The organism is Prevotella melaninogenica, assembly GCF_003609775.1.
Classification (GTDB): domain Bacteria; phylum Bacteroidota; class Bacteroidia; order Bacteroidales; family Bacteroidaceae; genus Prevotella; species Prevotella melaninogenica_A.
In genome coordinates this window covers 35,438-51,251 of sequence record NZ_AP018050.1, presented here as the reverse complement: position 1 = coordinate 51,251, position 15,814 = coordinate 35,438, and the positions used below count along the sequence as shown (strand labels likewise).

Here is a 15,814-nt window from a genome sequence, read left to right as displayed (position 1 = left end):
TATACTTGCAAAAGTAATAAATTAGTGCCACATAAGTGCCGTTTTTCAAACTTTTTTTTTAATTTTGCAAGTTAGTATGCAATCTGAAATGAGTACAGTATTATACAATAGATTTGATAAGAGTAAAATATCACAGTTGCCAAGGGTTACTTTCCCAGGGAAGATAGTCGTTGTCTTGAACGAAGCTGAGGCTGAGAAAGCGGTGAATTATTTGCTTTCTAAGGACATTATCGGTATTGATACGGAAACACGCCCTGTGTTTAAGAAAGGGCAACGTCGCAAGGTTGCACTCTTGCAGGCTTGTGACCATGAAGTGTGTTTCCTCTTTCGTTTGAATCTCATAGGTGTACCAGATTGTATTAAACGTTTTCTTGAAGATACCACAGTGCCAAAAGTGGGACTATCACTGACCGATGATATGTTGATGTTGCATCAGCGTTTAGACTTTAAGCCGGGGTATTTCATCGACCTTCAGGACTATGTTAAGTCGTTGGGTATTGAGGATATGAGCCTTCAAAAGCTTTATGCCAATGTTTTTCATGAGCGTATCACAAAACGTGAACAGTTGTCAAACTGGGAGAATGAGATATTAAGTGATAAGCAGAAAATCTATGCTTCTACGGATGCTTGGACGTGTATCAAACTCTATGAGCGTCTGCATGAATTGAAACATAGTGGTAATTACGAACTCGTTGTAGTCCCTCCAAAGGTGAAACCAGTGCCTGAAGAAGTTGGAAATGAGCCAGAAGTGACAACAGAGTGATGACTCAATGTAAATTATTATCGTGAAGAAAAATATTTATTTTCATGAAAAAAAATATTTTCTTTCACGTAAATAAATAATTATTTTCATGTAAATAATTCGGGATTCATCAAGTAGAGGAAAACGATAAACGTTAAATAGGAACTTTATGTATAAGCAAGTATATTTGAAAAGGGGCAAAGAAGAGAGTCTTCTTCGCTTCCATCCATGGATCTTCTCAGGTGCTATCAACAAGATAGAAGAAGGACTTGAGGAAGGCGATATAGTGCGTGTTATGACGCATGACAAGAAGTTTATTGCTGTCGGACACTTCCAGATAGGTTCTATTGCTATCCGTGTTCTCTCATTTCACGACGTAAAGATAGATGATATGTTTTGGGAAAGCCGTTTAAGTGCTGCCCTTCATGCACGCCAGTCTGTTGGTATTATTCGTGAAGAGGGAGCATCAACAGGTGTATTTCCAAATACTACTTATCGCCTCGTTCATGGTGAGGGTGACAACCTTCCGGGATTGATTATTGACGTTTATGGCAAGACTGCCGTTATGCAAGCCCATTCTGTAGGTATGCACGTATGCCGTGAGGTAATTGCGAAAGCCCTTGTTAAGGTGATGGGAGATAAGTTGGATAGTATCTATTATAAGAGTGAGACAACGCTTCCTTTTAAGGCGGACCTTGGGCAGGAGAATGGTTTTATCTATGGAGATACCGACAATAATATTGCAATTGAGAATGGCTTAAAGTTCCATATTGACTGGTTGAAAGGTCAGAAGACGGGTTTCTTCATTGATCAGCGTGAGAACCGCTCTCTTTTGGAGTATTATGCAAAGGGGAGAAGTGTATTGAATATGTTCTGTTACACGGGTGGCTTCTCTGTTTATGCTATGCGTGGCGGGGCAGAAGTGGTGCATTCTGTGGATAGTTCGGCTAAGGCTATCGAACTGACGAATAAGAATGTAGAACTCAACTTCCCTAATGATTCACGTCATGAGGCGATCTGTGAGGATGCTTTCAAGTATCTTGATGATAACGATGGTAAGTATGATCTTATCATTCTTGACCCACCTGCCTTTGCAAAGCATCGTAGTGCATTGAAGAATGGATTGCGTGGTTATACACGATTGAATGTCAAAGGCTTTGAAAAGATTAAGCCTGGAGGAATTTTGTTTACCTTCAGTTGTTCGCAGGTAGTCACCAAGGACAACTTCCGACAGGCTGTCTTTACTGCTGCTGCACAAGCTGGACGTAAGGTGCGCATCCTACATCAGATTCATCAGCCTGCTGATCACCCAATTAATATTTATCATCCAGAAGGTGAATACTTGAAGGGACTGGTCCTTTATGTTGAATAAAATCAAACGATTCATAGCTTCTGAGCATCTGCTACGGGTAGATGCTCTTTATTTAGTAGCGCTTTCTGGTGGTGCCGATAGTGTTGCTCTTTTGCTATGTCTCAAGGAGTTGGGCTATTGTATTGAGGCTGTTCATTGTAATTTCCATCTACGTGGAGAGGAGAGTTTGAGGGATGAACAGTTTTGTGAGGACCTTTGTCAACGTGAGAATATCCCACTTCATAAAGCCCATTTTGATACACAGGCTTATGCCGATTTGCATAAGGTAAGCATTGAAATGGCAGCGCGTGAATTGCGTTATCATTATTTCTTTCAGTTGAAAGAAGCGTTGGGTGCTGATGGTATTTGCGTGGGGCATCATAAAGAAGACTCTGTCGAAACGATTCTCATTAACCTTGTTCGTGGAACAGGTCTTAGTGGTTTGATGGGTATTCGTCCTCGTAATAATGATGTTATTCGCCCTTTGCTATGTGTGACACGCCAAGAAATTGAAGATTATCTCCAAAAGTATGCTGTTTCTTTTGTTATTGATAGCACTAATCTTGTAGATGATGTAGTGCGGAATAAGATTCGGTTGAATGTTCTTCCACAGTTATCTGAGATTAATCCGTCGGTTACGGATGCTATCCTTACTACTGCCAATCATCTCTCTGAGGTAGATGCTATTGTGCAGGAGTCACTTAAAACAGCTTTGGGAAAGGCTGTTAGCTTTATCAATCCTGTGACTCAAGTTAGTTCAAACAGTTTAAGTAATGAGCCTTTCTTGCTCGACTTGTCTGTTGTTCGTGCGTTCCCTTCCCCCTCTTATCTCCTCTTTTATATACTGAAACCGCTCGGTTTCTCATCATCTCAGATTACAGAGATGGTTTCTCATCTTGATGGGCAGACGGGGCAGTTGTGGTATTCTTCATCGCATGAACTTACACATGACCGTGAAATATTTATGGTTTTGCCTCGTGAGGAAGCAGAACCACGTACGCTTATTATCCCTGAAACTGGGCGTTATGTCTACGATGAGCAATTGTCTCTTCGGCTAACGGAACGTGCATTGACACCCTCGTCAAACGTTTCTTTCTCAAAGAATCCCACTGTAGTTGACCTTGATGCAGCTTCAATTCGTTTTCCTTTGACCTTAAGGCGTGTTGCAGAAGGTGACCGTTTTACTCCACTTGGAATGCGTGGTACTCAACTGGTGAGTGATTTTCTCACCAATCTCAAACGTAATCGCTTTGAGAAGCGTAACCAGTTGGTTCTCCTTGATGCTACTGGTACTATCCTTTGGGTCCTCGGTCTTCGTATCAATGATCATTTTAAGTTGACCTCACAGAGCAGTTCTTGCCTACAGATTGAGATCTTGTAATGTAGAAGAGCTTTCTGTTTATTCTAATCTTTATCTACTTGTGTAGTGAAGGAATGGTCTTAATAATCATAATCAAAACAATCGACCATTTCTGTTTCCACAGAAAGGGTTGACGTTTTTTGCAAAAAAGGTTGACCGTTTTCGCCGGAAGGGTTGACCTTTTATCCAAAAAGCTCTTAAGCTTTTAACAAAAAAGGTTGACCGTTTTAATCAAAAAGGTAGCAGATAGCTACAGACGTTCTGCCTCTTTTACTTTGTTCTTATTTGTTTCAAACTTTCTACTTCCGAAATTGTAATGTACACGGAAGATAACTTGGCGGCTTTCACTGTGCCCCCAAATGTCTAAATCTAATGCTCTCTTACGTCCATAGCTATCCCAACGCTCAGTGTGGAGTAGGTCGGTAATCATCAAAGATAGGGAGAGCTTGTCTTGGAGTAATCGTTTACTCAGTCCAATATCTATACCTCCACTCGGTTTGAGAACCTCATAACTTCTTCCTTGTCGTTTACTTGCGTATCTTGCAGACAGCTCCATACGAACTTTTGCAGGTAGCTGTATGTCGTTTGAAAGTGAAAGGTTGCATGAGGGTCGACGATAATCCTCTCTATAAGATTCATAATCAAGATGGTTGATAAAGTAGTAAGCACCGACGTTTGCACTGACATCCCACCACGAGGTGAGGCGTTTGTTATAGATAAGGTCAAGTGCCAGTTGCTTCTGTTTACCAATATTCTTGGTTGTCATGACTATGCAGTCTTTCTTGTATGAATCGGTAAGCTGCGTAAAATAGTTGTTTAGCTGATTGTAAGAGAGCGTTACACTAAGATTATTCTTTGTGTAATCAAAAGATACCCTATGATTTATTTGTGGCTGAATAAATGGATTCCCTTTCCAATAGGTTAGTTCATCTAACAGATATTCAATGGGGTTAAGGTCTTCGTATCTTGCTTTGTCTTGCCGTTTACTGTAGGCAAGTGTGAGCTTTGCTTTGTTGTTAAGATCATAACTGATAGAAAGATTAGGAAAGAGTCTTGTGTGACTGTTTTTATTCTCCTCAATCAGTTTTCTGTCCAAATAGGATTCTAAAGTCCCGATAGTCTGCATATATTCAATTCGCATACCTGCAGTTGCCTGTACATGTTTCCATTTCTGGGCATATTGTATATAGCCTTCAAGGTTTGACTCTTGGTAGGTAAATCTATTAGACCTTGTGTTGTCAAGCACACCTTTTGCATAGAAGCCAAAGCGATTGTTACTTTCCACCTTAGCAGCTTTAATACCTGTTAGGAGTTCTCCGTCATGACTATTCTTCAATTTATAGTCGATAGCAGATGAGATGATGTTTATTTTCTTCTTGGATTTAGCTGGATAGTCGTCTTCCCTTAGTAATGTTCCATTTGGAGAGTAAAACGCATTGGGCTGATTGTTATTACTCACAACATCAACGTGAATCCAATCTGCATTTGCAGTGATGGTCTGCTGTTCTGTAATATTGAACTGATAGCCTATGCCTGTCGTATATTTTGTGTTTTCCTGTTTGGTATAATCATTCCTTGCTTTAAGTATTTCATGAAGCGTGTCTCTACCTTTATATATCCAAGTAGTTGTTGCTGTCACTCCAGGACCTGTTAAGGCATCAACTGATGCATTTAGCATAAGTTTGTGTTTCTTGTTAGGTTGGAATACAAAAGCCAGTCCCCCTGCGTAAGTGTTACGCTTGTCTGTATCATTGGTCTCTGAGAAGTTTCGGTCTCCTTCTTGTATTCTGTCAGTACCATATTCCATGTCATAGTGTCCAATGTTATGGCTATAGTTGATGCCCAGTTGCCACGTCTGTTTGTTATAAGTCATACTAAAATCAGAACTTTGGCGTATGTGATTCCAAAAAGATATACCATGAGAGGTTGAAATGTAAAGTCCTCGTTCATTGTTGTTTTTTAGTTTTATGTCAATAATACCGCTTGCTCCTTCTGAATCATAACTTGCATCAGGGTTGGTTGAAGTAGTTATGCTTGCAATGTTAGAAGATGGAATAGTGCGCAGATAGGCTGTAAGCGTTTCACCTTGAAGTCGTATGCGTTTTCCATTCACGTAAACGGCGGCATTGCCAAGGGCAGAAAGCGATAGATTCCCTTTATTATCAAGCCTTACACTTGGGGTGTGGCGCAGAACATCTAAAGAGTTGCCAAGGTTGGCAAGATACGATTCTGCAACAGAAATGCGTATCTTCCCACTTTCCATTTTGATGAGTGAGCGTTGTTTGCGGGCAGTGACAAGAACGTCTTTCAGCTCTGTGCCGTCAGGATATAAATAGATGTTGTAAATGGAGTTATTATTCGGAATGGAGAAAAGAATAGTAGTATCACGGCATCCGATGGCTCCGCAGTATAGTTGATAACTACCATCCATAAGGGTGTAGTTGAGTTTGCCGTCTGATCCAGTTAGTCCATTGGCAATTACTTTTCCTGTTTTCTGATCAGAAATGATAATTGTTGCTGCATCAATAGGTTCCTTTGTTTGTTGTTGGATACTAAAGGTTATGGTCTGTTGAGCCATAAGATCAGATGTGTTCAGCAACAATAGAGTTATAATTAAGATGATATGTGATGTGAAAGGTCTTGTTTGTAATCTTTGAATTGTCATGAGGTTTGTTATATTTATACCTATTTTTATAGTATACTAAGCACTCAACACGATTGGTGTTTACCACCATCACCACTTGTGTTGGGCATCAATACATCGGTAAAATATGAGAAGTTTGGATATTATTCTCATTAATAATATTGTATTATATGAATGATTAACTTATGTGAGAGATGTTAACTGGATAGTATATTAATTTATTTTTGTTTATAGGTAATAGGTTTAATGATTTTACAAAGATAATAAAATAATATTTTTCTTAGGTATTTTTTGTATAAAGAATAAAACGTTTTGTTTTCAACTAATGCTTTTTATTGATTTATAGAAAGAAGTTCCTACTTTTGTTTTGTGATACAAAATAAATGTTTCATTAGCCCTTTTGCTACCTTGTATATCTTTTTGGAGTGGTTAAAACAGTATATCGAAGATTATGCTTGATAATTATCAATCTGAAACACAGCATTTAGTTAATGAAAATTAATTATGTGTTATTTCTTAACTTTTAGATGTTAATTGTTTAAGGAAATCCTATCTTTGCACTCGATAAATAAATATATGGTGCTGTGAGTGGAGTTTTTCTATAATCAGTATGAATATAAACAGAGAGTAATGAAGAAGAAAACAATTTGGACAATAGCCATAATCATGGGACTTTCGTTCCTTGGTTTGCTTCTGCTCCAGCTCAACTATATTGAAGAGATGGCTGAGATGAAGAAGGAACAGTTTGACGAATCTGTCAACCGTGCCCTCTATCAGGCTTCTCGAAATATGGAGTTAAATGAGACTCTTCGTTATTTGGAGGATGATGTAAACAAGAAGGAACGCTCACAAGATGATGAGCAGAGTACAGATAAAGATACGTCTACAGCTGCACATCAAGCTCCTGTCACAGATAATCAAGGTGAACGTTATACCTCATTCGAGGCAAAGTTGCTTCAGGCAAAGCCATCTCTAATACCGAAGGCTATGATTCTGCGCAATGATAGTAGTACACTGTCTGCAACAAAACGCAATATGCAGGAGATTGTTCTCAATCGTTACGTCTATCAGAAGGCGATGTTGGAAGAGGTAATATATAATATCCTTTATTCCGCTTCAGACAAACCTTTACGCAATAGAATCAACTTTAAGTTGTTGGATCAGGACTTAAAGGCGGAGATGATGAACAATGGAATCAATATTCCTTATCATTTCACGGTGACGACACAAGATGGTCGAGAGGTCTATAAATGTCCTGATTATGTAAGTGATGGTGAGGAGAATACTTATTCTCAGGTGTTGTTCCGCAACGATCCTGTAAACAGAATGGGTGTTGTCAAGGTTCATTTCCCACAGATGAACAACTACATCTTCTCCAGTGTACGGTTTATGATTCCGTCAATCATCTTCACCTTCGTGCTGTTAGTTACCTTTATCTTCACAATCGTGACTATCTTCCGACAGAAACGATACAGTGAAATAAAGAATGACTTTATCAATAACATGACGCACGAGCTCAAGACGCCTATCGCAAGTATTTCTCTGGCAGCTCAGATGATGAATGATAAGACGCTGACAAAGAGTCCGAAGATGATTGAACACTTGGGTGGTGTTGTTAACGATGAGTCGAAACGTCTGCGCTTCCTTGTTGAGAAGGTACTCCAAATGAGTATGTACGACCGTAAGAAGGCTGTATTAAAGAAGAAGTACACCGACCTGAACGAGATGGTAGAGACAATCGCTCACTCTTTTAGTTTGCGTGTTGAGCATACCGGCGGTAAGGTATATACAGAGATTGAAGCGATTGATTCGCTCATGTATGTTGATGAAATGCATTTCCAGAATGTCATATTCAACCTCTTGGATAACGCTGTTAAATATGCGAAAGCAGACCAACCATTAGATGTCTATTTGAAGACATGGAATACGAATGAGAACCTCTATCTTTCAATACGTGACACAGGTCAGGGTATAAAGAAGGAGAACTTAAAGAAGATATTTGATAAGTTCTATCGCGTTCACACTGGTAACCTTCATGATGTCAAGGGCTTTGGATTAGGTTTGGCATACGTTAAGAAGATGGTTGACCTTCATGAAGGTGAAATCAAGGTACTGAGTGAATATGGTAAAGGTACAAAATTCGTTATAAAACTCCCCGTTATTCGTGATGAGGAGGATGAAGAATAAAAGATAATTAAGAGTATAAACAATTTAATACGTATAAGTTATGGATGATAAATTGAAAATTCTGTTGTGTGAAGACGATGAGAATCTTGGAACACTGTTGAGTGAATATCTGCAGGCAAAAGGCTTTCAGGCTGACCTCTGCCCTGATGGTGAGGTTGGATACAGAGCCTTCTTGAAGAGCAAGTATGATATCTGTGTGCTTGATGTTATGATGCCAAAGAAAGATGGTTTCACACTTGCACAGGAGATCCGTCAGGCTAATGCAGAAGTTCCTATCATCTTCCTTACTGCAAAGCAGTTGAAAGAGGATATCTTGGAAGGTTTCAAGATTGGTGCTGATGATTATATTACTAAGCCATTCTCTATGGAGGAACTTGTGTTCCGTATTGAGGCTATCCTCCGTCGTGTAAGAGGAAAGAAGACCAAGGAGTCTACAATGTACACTATCGGTCGCTTTACTTTCGATACACAAAAGCAGTTGCTCACACTGGATAACAACCCAGAGAAGGCTACTAAGCTTACAACAAAGGAGAATGAGTTGCTCGCTTTGCTTTGTGCACACTCTAATGAGATTCTTCAGCGTGACTATGCTTTGAAGACTATTTGGATTGACGATAACTATTTCAATGCACGTTCAATGGACGTTTATATCACTAAGTTGCGTAAGCATTTGAAACCAGACCCACAGATTGAGATTATTAATATCCACGGTAAGGGTTATAAACTCATTGTTCCAGACGAGCAGTAAAAACTTTAGTCTGTAATCTTTTATTACAGAACCACTAAATAGTAACGCTATTCTTTCCTCTTTTAAGGGGATTGAATAGCGTTTTTTCTTGTTTAATATGGAAGTAGAAGGATAAGGATTTAGTATAAAATAAAGATGAAAATCTCATTAGTATATCACAAGTTATAGGAAACCTTATTATGTGTTAGTACTCCGCACTAATGGTGCTAAGCCTCCGCACAAGATGTGCGTGGTATTCGTGCAGTATATGAAAAGCATTACCACAAGGGTTGAAAAGGGACAGAATGTTGTTTACTTATACTTGATTCAGAAAGGAAGTTACTCGTGTTTGATAGGAGTAGAAAAACTTTTCTCATGCACGTATAAATATATATCCTCTTTCTTACCAATGTTATGGTATTTTTTATTACTTTTGTACCGATTAATTTTTTGATATCAGACGAAATCATCTTATGATACACAAATTTGATTTTCTGGTTATCGGCAGCGGTATAGCAGGAATGAGTTATGCACTGAGTGTGGCAAATAGTGGTAAAGGAAAGGTTGCCCTTGTTTGCAAAACTTCTTTGGGTGAAGCCAATACGGCTAAAGCGCAAGGAGGAATAGCTGCGGTAACGAACCTTGCCATTGATAATTTTGAAAAACACATCAACGATACTATGATTGCTGGTGATTATATTTCCGACCCTTTGGCTGTGAAACAAGTTGTGTGTAATGCTCCTGAAGCTATCAAAGCACTTGTTAAGTGGGGTGTTAACTTTGATAAGAATACAGATGGAACATACGACCTACATCGTGAGGGTGGGCATAGTGACTTCCGAATTCTTCATCATGCTGATGACACGGGATTTGAGATACAGCGTGGATTGATGGAGGCTGTGAAGGCAAACTCAAATATTACTGTCTTCGAAAATCACTATGCTGTTGAGATTATCACACAACATCACTTGGGAATGTTGGTGACGCGAAGAACCCCAGATATAGAATGTTATGGTGCGTATATTCTCAATCCCGAAACCCAAAAGGTTGATACCTTTTTAAGTAAGGTAACACTTATGGCTACAGGTGGTGTGGGAGCCGTCTATGCAATGACATCTAATCCTGTGATAGCTACTGGAGATGGTATTGCAATGGTTTATCGTGCTAAGGGAACAGTAAAGGATATGGAGTTTGTACAGTTCCATCCTACGGTCCTTTACAATCCTTCCGAGACACATCCAGCGTTTCTGATTACTGAGGCTATGCGTGGTTACGGAGGAGTGTTGCGACTTCCCGATGGTCAGGAGTTTATGCAGAAGTATGACAAGCGTCTTTCTCTTGCTCCGCGTGATATCGTAGCTCGAGCTATTGATCACGAGATGAAGATTCACGGATTTGACCATGTATGCTTGGATTTAACGCATAAGGATGCCGAAGAAACAAAACGTCATTTCCCACATATCTATGAGAAGTGCTTGAGCGTTGGGATTGATATAACTAAAGAATATATTCCTGTTTGTCCAAGTGCTCACTATATCTGCGGTGGTATAAAGGTCAATTTGAATGCAGAAAGTTCTATTCATAGACTTTATGCTGTCGGTGAATGCTCATGCACGGGATTGCATGGAGGAAACCGACTTGCCAGCAATTCGCTGATAGAAGCGGTCGTCTACGCTAAGTCTGCAGCGGAACATACTCTACGGATGATAGACACCTATGATTTTAATACGAATATTCCAGAGTGGAACGATGAAGGTACAATGACCAATGAAGAGCATGTTTTAATCACACAGAGTATTAAGGAAGTAGGTGAAATCATGAGCAATTATGTTGGTATTGTGCGAAGTGATTTACGTTTGAAACGTGCTTGGGCAAGGCTTGACCTATTGTATGAGGAAACAGAAAGCCTCTTTAAGCGTGTTACGGCAACGAAGGATATATGCGAACTTCGTAATATGATAAATGTCGGTTATCTGATAACAAGACAAGCCATAGAGCGTAAGGAAAGTCGGGGATTGCACTACACGGTAGATTATCCGAAGCATGCATACGACAAGAAGTAGTAAAAGAGTATAGATAGATACTGAGAGTGGCACGATAAACATTGTACTCTCAGCTTATAATACAAAATAGAATGATTGAAAAAAAATGGCTGGAACAGGGTTTTATAGATGAACCTATTCCTGAGGGAACAGATGTTAAAGCAGAAATTCGTCGAATGTGTAAGGAAAAGAATGCGCTTATCATGGCACATTATTACACAGAAGGCGTAATTCAGGAGTTGGCAGATTTTGTAGGTGATAGTCTGGCTTTGGCACAAAAGGCAGCAACCACAGAAGCCGATATCATTGTTATGTGTGGTGTACATTTCATGGGTGAGACGAATAAAATCTTATGTCCTGAGAAGACTATACTCGTTCCTGACCTTAATGCCTCTTGTTCATTAGCAGAGAGTTGTCCTGCTGATGAGTTTGAGAAGTTTGTGAAAGCACACCCTAATCATACTGTGGTAAGCTATGTCAATACAACAGCAGCAACCAAGGCGGTAACTGATGTTGTGGTAACGAGCAGTAACGCAAAACAGATTGTTGAGTCTTTACCAAAAGATACTCCTATTATTTTTGGTCCAGATAAGAACTTAGGACATTATATTAGTGAGCAAACAGGGCGTGAGATGTTGCTTTGGGATGGTGTATGTGAAGTGCATGACAGATTCTCTGTTGAGAAGATTCAGCAGTTAAAACGCGAACATCCGGCTGCAAAAGTACTGGCTCATCCTGAGTGTCCACCTACTGTACTCTGCTTAGCTGATAAGGTTGGAAGTACATCTGCCTTATTGAAGTATAGTGTTGAGAATGATGCTCAAGAGTTTATTGTAGTGACGGAGAGCGGTATTCTTGTTGAAATGCAGAGATTGGCTCCACAAAAGACCTTTATTCCTGCCCCTCCTAATGATAGTGATAGCCCTTGTAACGAGTGTGAGTATATGAAGTATATAACTTTGCGAAAGCTGTATAATTGCTTAAAGTATGAATGGCCAGCTATCGAGGTTGAGCCAGAGATGGCGAAGAAGGCAGTCAAATCAATTCATAGAATGTTAGATATTTCAAATAGTTTAGGTTTATAATTTAATCAAATAATTATGTTATCAGTAGAAGAATTAAACGATAAACTTATTGAACTCGCTTTCAGTGAGGATATAGGTGATGGTGACCATACAACGCTTTGCTGTATCCCTGCTGATGCTATGGGTGAAAGTAGATTACTGATAAAGGAAGAGGGAGTCTTGGCGGGAGTAGATGTTGCCAAAAGAGTGTTCCGTCTTTTTGACCCAGAACTGCAGGTAGAAGTCTATATAGAAGATGGTGCTCATGTGAAGCCTGGTGATATAGTCATGAGTGTAAAAGGTAGAACGCAGAGCCTTTTGCAGACAGAACGCCTTATGCTCAATATCATGCAGCGTATGAGTGGTATTGCAACGATGACCCACAAGTATCAGCAAGCACTCATTGATGCTGGTACGAAGACACGCGTTTTAGACACACGTAAGACAACACCAGGAATGAGAATGTTGGAAAAAGAGGCTGTAAAGATTGGTGGTGGTATGAATCATCGCATAGGTCTCTTTGATATGATTCTCTTGAAAGACAATCATGTTGACTTCTGCGGTGGTGTACATAATGCAATATCTATGGCAAAGCAGTATTGTAAGGAGCATGGTAAGGACAATCTCAAGATAGAATGTGAGGTAAGAAACTTTACTGAATTGGAAGAAGCTCTGAATGAAGGCTGCGATCGTATTATGTTTGATAACTTCACACCAGAGGATACTCGCAAAGCAGTTGAAATTGTAGCAGGACGCTGTGAGACGGAGTCAAGTGGAGGAATTACTTTTGACACGATGATTCCTTACGCTCAAGCTGGCGTGGATTTCATTTCTTTTGGTGCACTAACCCATAGTGTTAAGGGACTTGATATGAGCTTTAAGGCTGTTGTAGCAAAAGACTGATTCTTAGTAAAATACTAATCTCTCTAATTTCTTTTCATGAAGAAAAATATTTTTCTTCATGAAAAGAAATATTTTTGTTCACGTAAATAAATATTTCTTTTCGTGAAAATAATTCGATAGATAAGGATTATTACCGTTTTACCGCTGGTAATTTGAGTTTTTACACAGAGCTCTTTTTAAGTGTAAAGAGGGTGTGGTGAATAGAAAAGAACCATAGATGTAAAACTTATTTTTAAAGAGTTTAATCCTTGATTTGTATATTCTTGGTTCTGATTTATTTACTTTTTGTTGATTTTTATTTATCTTTGCATCAATAAGAACTAAACATTTTATTGTGAAAGAGTAGTCTACAACACCTATTTTCCGCTTAGTAGCGTGTATGTTAATTGGCTACAAACTTGATTGATAAAACATACAACTTAATAACTATGACCAAAAAGTTAATAGTATTATTTCTAATGCTACTGCTGCCTGTAACAATATGGGCACAGAATTCCGTTACATTTGATTTTTCAAGTTCTTCTCAAGAAGTCCAAAGCATTATGGAGAAGGATGGTATTACTTTGAAAATAACTGATCGTTCGGGAAAGCCTTTTACGCCTTCACTAATTGATAGCAAGGGTAGTAATTTTCTTCAACTTATTTTCGGTGGATTGCTAACGATAAAAGGTGACAACAGTTTAATAACATCAGTTGTTTTTGTTGTTTCTGACATAAAATATCTAATAAAAGTATATAATATAGAAAGTGGTCAACTTCCATATGCCAAATTCCGTGATGGTAGTAAATATTTTTATAAACAAGAATGGAATGGTGAATCTGATGAAGTGATTTTTACTTCTTCTGCTTCGCAAGCGGCATATATTAAATCAATAGAAGTTAAATATGACAAGGGCGTTTCTATTGCTGTTTCATCTGCAGAGAGGGCAACACTCTATTATGGTAACAAGTCTTTTATTATTCCTAAGGGTGTCGTTGCACGTACTTATAAGATTAAAGGTAATGTTCTCTCTCAAAGTAAGGAGTATAAAGAAGGAGATGTTCTCCCCAAGGGTACAGCCGTTGTTTTAGAGGCAAAGGAAGGTAAGTATTTCTTTGAAGAAACAAGTAAGACAGGTGAAACTGATTCTAATAATGCGCTGCGTGGCTCTGATATTAATACAATAACGTCAGGCGGTGAGGTGTACTATGTGTTTGGTAAAGGTAGTAATGGAGTGGGCTTCTATTGGAAAGAGCCAAATGGAAAAGCTTTTAATACAGATGCTCATAAAGCCTATCTTGTGTATACACCATCAAAGACCACAAATGCAAAGAGTTTTCTTGGCTTTGATGTCGCATTAGAAATACAAGGGCCTATGGTGAGTGAGAAGACTGTTTTCGATGGTCCTATTTATAATCTTGCTGGGCAACAAGTTGACAAAGATTATAAGGGGATTATAATTGTGAATGGTAAGAAGTTTCTTAATAGATAAGTCTTCTTGTAGTTGTATACTTAAGCTTACTAATTATTTGATTTTTAATAAGTAAACATGAATATATATATCAAACCTTTAATAATAGAATACCACGTTTTATCTTCTTGTCATTTGTTGGGTGGCTCACCTGGGGAAGGAACAAATACATTGACGAGTGAAGAAGTACTGATCAATAATCAGGTTGAGTCTGGTATTCAGCAATTATCAAAAGAAGATTCTTTCTCTGTTTTTAGTCTTTCTGATACTAAGACTGATTGGAATGAATGACTATAACTTAAACAATTACCGATATGAAAAAACAAGTAACATGGGTTGGACTTTTATTGTGCTTACTATTGTTTGCAGCTTGTGAAAAGCCAGTATTAGAGAATAATGATGGTGATAGAAAGGGAAACAATGTAAAGAAAAAGTTGACCAGAGTTGTGCGTATACGTCCTAAGGAGTTACGTATTGAAACAGTAGAAGAGACAATGGAGGCGAAGCTCCAGCCTTTCAGTAGAGCTGTTCGTGATGAAAAGAAACAAAAGTTTTATGCCGTCAATGTCTACGAGAAGAAACCTAATGATACAAGTTATTCTATGTATGCTTATGGTTTGTTTACCAGTCTTTCGAAGATTGCAATAAAGATGAATGTAGAGAATCTTTATAAAGTAGAATGCTTAATAGTAGAGGAAGGTGATGACGAACTTTTTGCAAAGGAAGGCGAATATCTTGCCCCTTTCTTACATGGAGCAAACAAGGGTACGAAAGCAACAAACACCTTTGTGTTCTCAAAAGATGAAAACCTGAATGGCATAACGAAAGGTGAAACAGCTGTCGCTAATGAACGTACTGTGCAATATCCACGTCTTATAAAACTCTATGGTACAGTCAATGATTTTAGTCCAAAGACGACAAAAGAACTGACCGTTGATATGAGGAAGGCGGCGTTTGGATTACACTTAAAGGTGGCGCCACCAGAGGAAGGGAAGTTAGTCGTTAACTATCTGGGGTGGCGTATCTCCTTAACAAAGAATAGTGATGCGTATGATTATGGGACGACTTACTCTTTTTATGATATTCCCAAGGCCTGCCAAGAAGGCTATCAAACAACGGCTAATATAAAGGTTACATGGACTAAAGATGATGGTAAGGTTGAAGAAGAAAGTAAGCAGTTACTATTAAAGCGTAACGTTATGACCGTTGTTGATATTAGAGTAGAAGGACAAAAACCACAAGGTTTTACATTTAACGAAGAAACGGGTGACATGAAGACAGAGAATGTTGAATGGAATCTGGTATTATAGTTTTTTAGTTATACTAACAGAAAAGGGCATACA

The 15,814-nt window shown here is 38.8% G+C and carries 12 protein-coding genes; 11 read left to right on the top strand and 1 reads right to left on the bottom strand.

Going from position 1 to position 15,814, the window contains the following annotated elements; genetic code table 11:
- The first annotated feature begins 88 nt into the window (after positions 1 to 88).
- The 3 genes from PMEL_RS07195 to tilS all read left to right on the top strand — a co-directional run bounded on the left by PMEL_RS07195 (position 89) and on the right by tilS (position 3,474).
- The gene (locus PMEL_RS07195; protein WP_120174700.1) at positions 89 to 763 is read left to right on the top strand and encodes a 3'-5' exonuclease; all 675 of its coding nucleotides are present in this window, start codon (positions 89 to 91) and stop codon (positions 761 to 763) included.
- Positions 764 to 911: 148 nt separating this feature from the next.
- Complete coding sequence (locus tag PMEL_RS07190) at positions 912 to 2,114, top strand: class I SAM-dependent rRNA methyltransferase (RefSeq protein ID WP_120174699.1); 1,203 nt, start codon at positions 912 to 914, stop codon at positions 2,112 to 2,114.
- A complete protein-coding gene (gene tilS, locus PMEL_RS07185) occupies positions 2,104 to 3,474 on the top strand; it encodes a tRNA lysidine(34) synthetase TilS (RefSeq protein ID WP_120174698.1) in 1,371 nt (456 codons plus the stop codon). Before PMEL_RS07190 ends, tilS begins: the two co-directional genes overlap by 11 nt.
- 229 nt (positions 3,475 to 3,703) lie before the next feature.
- On the opposite strand, the gene PMEL_RS07180 is transcribed toward tilS, so the two are convergent.
- Entirely contained in the window at positions 3,704 to 6,031 is a 2,328-nt protein-coding gene (locus PMEL_RS07180; protein ID WP_231999438.1) for an outer membrane beta-barrel family protein, read from the bottom strand.
- 696 nt (positions 6,032 to 6,727) lie between these two features.
- Here PMEL_RS07180 and PMEL_RS07175 point away from each other — a divergent pair.
- The 8 genes from PMEL_RS07175 (at position 6,728) to PMEL_RS07140 (ending at position 15,781) form a co-directional block, all read left to right on the top strand.
- The gene (locus tag PMEL_RS07175; protein ID WP_120175499.1) at positions 6,728 to 8,284 is read left to right on the top strand and encodes a sensor histidine kinase; all 1,557 of its coding nucleotides are present in this window, start codon (positions 6,728 to 6,730) and stop codon (positions 8,282 to 8,284) included.
- Positions 8,285 to 8,324: 40 nt separating this feature from the next.
- Complete coding sequence (locus PMEL_RS07170; protein WP_013265491.1) at positions 8,325 to 9,032, top strand: response regulator transcription factor; 708 nt, start codon at positions 8,325 to 8,327, stop codon at positions 9,030 to 9,032.
- A gap of 452 nt (positions 9,033 to 9,484) precedes the next feature.
- Positions 9,485 to 11,074 carry an L-aspartate oxidase gene (nadB, locus tag PMEL_RS07165; protein ID WP_120174696.1) on the top strand — a complete coding sequence of 530 codons (1,590 nt, stop codon included), beginning with the start codon at positions 9,485 to 9,487 and terminating at the stop codon, positions 11,072 to 11,074.
- A gap of 71 nt (positions 11,075 to 11,145) precedes the next feature.
- The gene (gene nadA, locus PMEL_RS07160) at positions 11,146 to 12,138 is read left to right on the top strand and encodes a quinolinate synthase NadA (RefSeq protein ID WP_120174695.1); all 993 of its coding nucleotides are present in this window, start codon (positions 11,146 to 11,148) and stop codon (positions 12,136 to 12,138) included.
- Positions 12,139 to 12,153: 15 nt separating this feature from the next.
- A complete protein-coding gene (nadC, locus tag PMEL_RS07155; protein ID WP_120174694.1) occupies positions 12,154 to 13,020 on the top strand; it encodes a carboxylating nicotinate-nucleotide diphosphorylase in 867 nt (288 codons plus the stop codon).
- A 398-nt stretch (positions 13,021 to 13,418) separates the two neighbouring features.
- A complete protein-coding gene (locus PMEL_RS07150; protein ID WP_231999437.1) occupies positions 13,419 to 14,492 on the top strand; it encodes a hypothetical protein in 1,074 nt (357 codons plus the stop codon).
- 57 nt (positions 14,493 to 14,549) lie between these two features.
- Positions 14,550 to 14,762 carry a hypothetical protein gene (locus PMEL_RS07145; RefSeq protein ID WP_120174693.1) on the top strand — a complete coding sequence of 71 codons (213 nt, stop codon included), beginning with the start codon at positions 14,550 to 14,552 and terminating at the stop codon, positions 14,760 to 14,762.
- Positions 14,763 to 14,785: 23 nt separating this feature from the next.
- Positions 14,786 to 15,781 carry a hypothetical protein gene (locus tag PMEL_RS07140; RefSeq protein WP_120174692.1) on the top strand — a complete coding sequence of 332 codons (996 nt, stop codon included), beginning with the start codon at positions 14,786 to 14,788 and terminating at the stop codon, positions 15,779 to 15,781.
- Positions 15,782 to 15,814: the final 33 nt, after the last annotated feature.

Coding starts and splice junctions, on each gene's coding strand:
- PMEL_RS07145 (WP_120174693.1), top strand. CDS start 14,550: ATGAATATATATATCAAACCTTTAATAATAGAATACCACGTTTTATCT.
- PMEL_RS07175 (WP_120175499.1), top strand. CDS start 6,728: ATGAAGAAGAAAACAATTTGGACAATAGCCATAATCATGGGACTTTCG.
- tilS (WP_120174698.1), top strand. CDS start 2,104: ATGTTGAATAAAATCAAACGATTCATAGCTTCTGAGCATCTGCTACGG.
- nadC (WP_120174694.1), top strand. CDS start 12,154: ATGTTATCAGTAGAAGAATTAAACGATAAACTTATTGAACTCGCTTTC.
- nadB (WP_120174696.1), top strand. CDS start 9,485: ATGATACACAAATTTGATTTTCTGGTTATCGGCAGCGGTATAGCAGGA.
- PMEL_RS07195 (WP_120174700.1), top strand. CDS start 89: ATGAGTACAGTATTATACAATAGATTTGATAAGAGTAAAATATCACAG.
- PMEL_RS07190 (WP_120174699.1), top strand. CDS start 912: ATGTATAAGCAAGTATATTTGAAAAGGGGCAAAGAAGAGAGTCTTCTT.
- PMEL_RS07180 (WP_231999438.1), bottom strand. CDS start 6,031: ATGGCTCAACAGACCATAACCTTTAGTATCCAACAACAAACAAAGGAA.
- PMEL_RS07140 (WP_120174692.1), top strand. CDS start 14,786: ATGAAAAAACAAGTAACATGGGTTGGACTTTTATTGTGCTTACTATTG.
- nadA (WP_120174695.1), top strand. CDS start 11,146: ATGATTGAAAAAAAATGGCTGGAACAGGGTTTTATAGATGAACCTATT.
- PMEL_RS07170 (WP_013265491.1), top strand. CDS start 8,325: ATGGATGATAAATTGAAAATTCTGTTGTGTGAAGACGATGAGAATCTT.